This window comes from Variovorax sp. Soil_C_19, assembly GCF_057657255.1.
The window spans coordinates 1-4,770 of sequence record NZ_JBDGIV010000028.1 but is presented as its reverse complement, the minus strand read 5'-3'; the positions used below and the strand labels follow the sequence as shown (position 1 = coordinate 4,770).

The following is a 4,770-nucleotide window of genomic DNA, read 5'->3' as shown; positions in this document are numbered from 1 at the left end:
TTGGTCTGGAACGCGATGCCGTCGATCACGCCGATGATGTCGACGATCTTGCGCGACGAGGCATTGATCGAGGCCATGGTGTCGACCACCTGGCCGACGACGTCGCCGCCCTTCACGGCCACTTCGGAGGCCGAGAGCGCGAGCTGGTTCGCCTGGCGGGCGTTGTCGGCGTTCTGCTTGACGGTGCTCGTGAGTTCTTCCATGGAGGCGGCCGTCTGCTCGAGCGAGCTGGCCTGTTCCTCGGTGCGCGACGAGAGATCCTGGTTGCCTGCTGCGATCTGGCCCGAGGCGGTCGCGATGGCATTGGTGCCCTGGCGAACTTCGCTCACCACCTTGGCGAGGCTCTCGTTCATGTGCTTGAGCGCCTGCATGAGCTGGCCGGTCTCGTCGCGTGAATCGGCCTGGATGTTCGCGCTGAGGTCGCCGCTGGCCACCGTCTCGGCGACGGTGACGGCATGCGCCAGCGGGCGGGTCACGCTGCGCGCGATCAGCCAGGCGCAGAGCGCGCCGATCAGCAGCGTGAGCGCCGTGAGCACGATGCGCAGGTTGAAGCTGCGATCGTTTGCGGCGTCGATGCGCTGGCTCATCTCGTCGATGGCGTTGCGTTCGAGTGCCAGCAGGTCGAGCACGCGCGTTTCGTAGGCCTTGGCGGCCGGCTGGAACACGTCCTTGAAGACATTCTCGGCCTCGCCGGGCACGCCGCCGGCCTTGGCCTTCTGCACCGCGTCCTTGGCGGACTGGTACTTGACGCGCAGCTCGACGATGTTCTTGTAGGTCGACTTCTCCAGGTCGGTGACCAGCAGCGCCTCGACCTTGGCCATGGTCTCGCCGCCCTTCTTCACGCTGTCGGAGATGACGTCGGCAAAGGTGACGGGCAGGGTCTCGTCGGTGGTGCGCGCGATCATCGCGGTGCGTGCAATGGCCGAGTAGGTCAGCACGTACCAGTCGGAGATCAGCCGCTCTTTCGCGAGCGGGCTGCGCATCATCTGCCGCGTGGCCTCGGCGTTGCTGCGGGCGGTCATCAGCGCGTAGGCGGCAGACACCAGGGTAAGGGCGAGAACCAAGCCAAAGCCGATGGCCAGGCGCGTCCCGATGCGTGTGTTGGAAAGAAAGTTCATGGTGGATGTTCGTGAGAAAAAACGGAGGGCCCGGGTTCAGAACTCGGTCCAGTCGCCCGCGGTGCCGCGGGCGAGGGCCAGGGGCGCCGCGGAGGCGATGGCCTCTTTCGGCGGACGCGGCTTCATCGCCGGACGGCGCAGCGGCGCCTGCGCCTGCACCGGCTCGACGTGCACCGGCTGTGCGCCGGCTTCGAGCCGGAACACGCTCACCGCATCGACCAGGCTGGCGGCCTGCTCCTGCATCGACTGCGCGGCGGCCGCGGCCTCTTCGACCAGCGCGGCGTTCTGCTGCGTCACCTGGTCCATCTGCGCGATCGCCTGGTTCACCTGCTCGATCCCCGTGCTCTGCTCCTGGCTCGCCGCGGTGATCTCGCCGATGATGTCGGTCACGCGCCGGACGCTGCCGACGATCTCTTCCATCGTCTTGCCGGCCTCGCCCACGAGTGCACTGCCCCGGTCGACCTTGCCGACCGAGTCGTCGATCAGGCCCTTGATCTCCTTGGCCGCCGCGCCCGAGCGCTGCGCCAGGCTGCGCACTTCCGAGGCCACCACGGCGAAGCCGCGGCCCTGTTCGCCTGCACGTGCCGCTTCGACCGCCGCATTGAGCGCCAGGATGTTGGTCTGGAACGCGATGCCGTCGATCACGCCGATGATGTCGACGATCTTGCGCGACGAGGCATTGATCGAGGCCATGGTGTCGACCACCTGGCCGACCACATTGCCGCCCTTCACTGCCACTTCCGAGGCCGAGAGCGCGAGCTGGTTGGCCTGGCGAGCGTTGTCGGCGTTCTGCTTGACGGTCGAGGTCAGCTCTTCCATCGAGGCCGCCGTCTGCTCGAGCGAGCTGGCCTGTTCCTCGGTGCGCGACGAGAGATCCTGGTTGCCCGCGGCGATCTGGCCCGAGGCGGTGGCGATGGCGTCGCTCGCGCCCTTGATGCGCGTCACGACGTGCGTGAGCTGGTCCTGCATGCGCCCGATCGAGAACAGCAGGCTGCCGCTGCGCGCGGATTTCGCCTGCACCGCCTGGGTCAGGTCGCCGGCCGCGATCCGGCCGACCGCCTCGGCCGCGTAGCCGGGCTCGCCGCCGAGCTGCCGCGACAACAGGCGGGCCACGAGCAAACCGAGGCCCACGCTGATCACGATGCCGGCCAGCGCCATCAGCGCCATCAGCAGCCGCGAGGTCTCGAAGGTGCTCGCAGCGGCTTCCATGCTGTCGCGCGCATGCTGGTCGCTGTAGGCGACCATGCTCTGCAGAACCTTCTCGAGGGCGCGCGATTCCTTCAGCAGGGCTTCGCTCTCCTGCGGCACGCTGCCTTCGAACTGCGAGCTGTCGAGCGACTGCTTGCCGATGAGGTCCGCGAAATCGGACAGGTGCTTCTTGAGCGGCGGCATCAGGCGCTGGTATTGCGCGACCAGTTCGCGGCCTTCGGGCGCCTGCTCGAGCAGCGGCTGCGCCTCGGCCACGCTGGACTCGACGCCCTTCACGGCATTGCCGAGCTCGGCGAAGCCGCGGTTGCGCTCGCCCTTGGTGCCGGCAGACAGCAGGCTCATCTGGGCACGGCTCGCGTCGAGCAGGTGGATGTTCGCTGCCTGCACCGCCTTGATGGCGCGCAGGTCGTCGTTGTAAAGGCTTTCAGTCGACGCATTGATGCGTCCCATCTGGAAGATGCCGAGACCGCCGAGCGCGGCCCCCACGGTCGCGACCACGAGAAAACTGAGGATCAGCCTCGTGGCAACACGAAGCGACTGGAACCATTTCATTTTTGTTGTCCTGGGTGGGTTAGAACTCGGTCCAGTCGCCCGCACCGGCGGCCGTCGCCGCGGCGAGCCTGGGCTGCGGTGCCGCGCGGGGTGCTGACGCGGCGCGGGCGGGCGCCTTCAATGCGGGGGCGGCCTTGCGCTGCGGCAGCACCGGTTGCGGCTTGGCCTGCAGCTGGGCGAGCGCGGGAGGGGCCTCGCCGCCATCGAGCCGGAACACGCTGACGGCCTGCACGAGGCTCGTGGTCTGCTCCTGCATCGACTGCGCCGCGGCCGCGGCCTCTTCGACCAGCGCGGCGTTCTGCTGCGTCACCTGGTCCATCTGCGCGATCGCCTGGTTCACCTGCTCGATGCCCGTGCTCTGCTCCTGGCTCGCCGCGGTGATCTCGCCCATGATGTCGGTCACGCGCTTGACGCTGTCGACGATCTCTTCCATCGTACGGCCCGCCTCGGCCACCTGCCGGCTGCCCGCCTCGACCTTGCCGACAGAGTCGTCGATCAGGCCCTTGATCTCCTTGGCGGCCGCGCCCGAGCGCTGCGCAAGGCTTCTGACTTCCGAGGCCACGACTGCGAAGCCGCGGCCCTGCTCACCGGCGCGTGCCGCTTCGACCGCTGCATTGAGCGCCAAGATGTTGGTCTGGAACGCAATCCCGTCGATCACGCCGATGATGTCGACGATCTTGCGCGACGAGGCATTGATCGAGGCCATGGTGTCGACCACCTGGCCGACGACGTCGCCGCCCTTCACGGCCACTTCGGAGGCCGACAGCGCGAGCTGGTTGGCCTGGCGAGCGTTGTCGGCGTTCTGCTTGACGGTCGAGGTCAGCTCTTCCATCGAGGCGGCCGTCTGCTCGAGCGAGCTGGCCTGCTCTTCGGTGCGCGAAGAGAGATCCTGGTTGCCTGCGGCGATCTGGCCCGAGGCGGTGGCGATGGCGTCGGTGCCGTGGCGAACTTCGCCGACGACCTTGGCGAGACTGCCGTTCATGCCCTTGAGAGCCTGCATGAGCTGGCCGGTCTCGTCGCGCGTCGTCGCATCGATGCGGCTCGTGAGGTCGCCGGCGGCCACTGCCTCGGCCACCTCGACGGCGCGGCGCAGCGGACGCGTGATGCTGCGGACCAGGAGCCATGCGAGCACCAGGCCCAGGGCCAGCGACAGCACGCTGCAGACGATCAGCACCATGCTCGTGGCGGCGCGCGTTTCCTTGCCGCGTGCGGCCGCGGCGTCCAGCTGGGCCCGCTCGGCGTCCACCATCTGCTGCACGCCCGCGAGATAGCTGCGCGAGGTGGGTTCGAAGCGCTCGTTGAAGATCCTGTCGGCACCCTCCACGTCGCCCGCGAGCTTGGCCTTGCTGACCTCCTCGCGCGCGGCGAGGTAGGCCTTGCGCAACTCACCGACCTTGTCGAACACCTGCTTCTTCTCGGGCGTGTCCATCTGCTCCTCGATGAACTTCTGCAGGTCGTTGGTTTCCTTGATGGCGGCGGCCGTGTGCGGTGCGAAGTAGGCGATGAGGCTCGAATCGCTGCTTTTCGCAATGGCTGCGGCACGCTGCACACCGGCCGTGGTGTGGCGCAGCCAGTCGGCGCCCGCACGTTCGGTCTTGACGTTCTTCTCGACCATTGCGTCGATCTCGACGCCCAACTCCCGCAGCTCCAGCATCGCCACCACGCTGCTCGTGAGGGAAAGCGCAAGGATGGCGCCGATCACGACGGCCAGCCGCTTCCCGATGGACACGTTGCTCAAAAACATTCATTGCTCCAAAATTTCAGACCGGGAAGGCACGCAGCGCGCGCCTGCCATCAACTCAGGCGGCGGCCCGTTCGACCAGGCCCATTTCCTCGCTCGACATCAGCCGATCGATGTCCACCAGGATCAGCATCCGCTCGTCGAGCGTGC

3 protein-coding genes and 1 pseudogene are annotated in these 4,770 nt (G+C 67.6%); all 4 read right to left on the bottom strand.

Translation table 11 applies throughout. The annotated features are described in order from the left end of the window. Positions 1–1,118: MCP four helix bundle domain-containing protein (locus AC3A6R_RS27030; RefSeq protein ID WP_487866168.1), on the bottom strand; the 1,118-nt coding region annotated here is incomplete at its 3' end. A 36-nt stretch (positions 1,119–1,154) separates the two neighbouring features. After that, the gene (locus tag AC3A6R_RS27025; protein ID WP_487866167.1) at positions 1,155–2,879 is read right to left on the bottom strand and encodes a methyl-accepting chemotaxis protein; all 1,725 of its coding nucleotides are present in this window, start codon (positions 2,877–2,879) and stop codon (positions 1,155–1,157) included. Positions 2,880–2,898: 19 nt separating this feature from the next. Next, entirely contained in the window at positions 2,899–4,623 is a 1,725-nt protein-coding gene (locus AC3A6R_RS27020; RefSeq protein ID WP_487866166.1) for a methyl-accepting chemotaxis protein, read from the bottom strand. 55 nt (positions 4,624–4,678) lie between these two features. Next, positions 4,679–4,770: pseudogene (locus AC3A6R_RS27015) on the bottom strand (chemotaxis protein CheW); the annotation flags it as partial.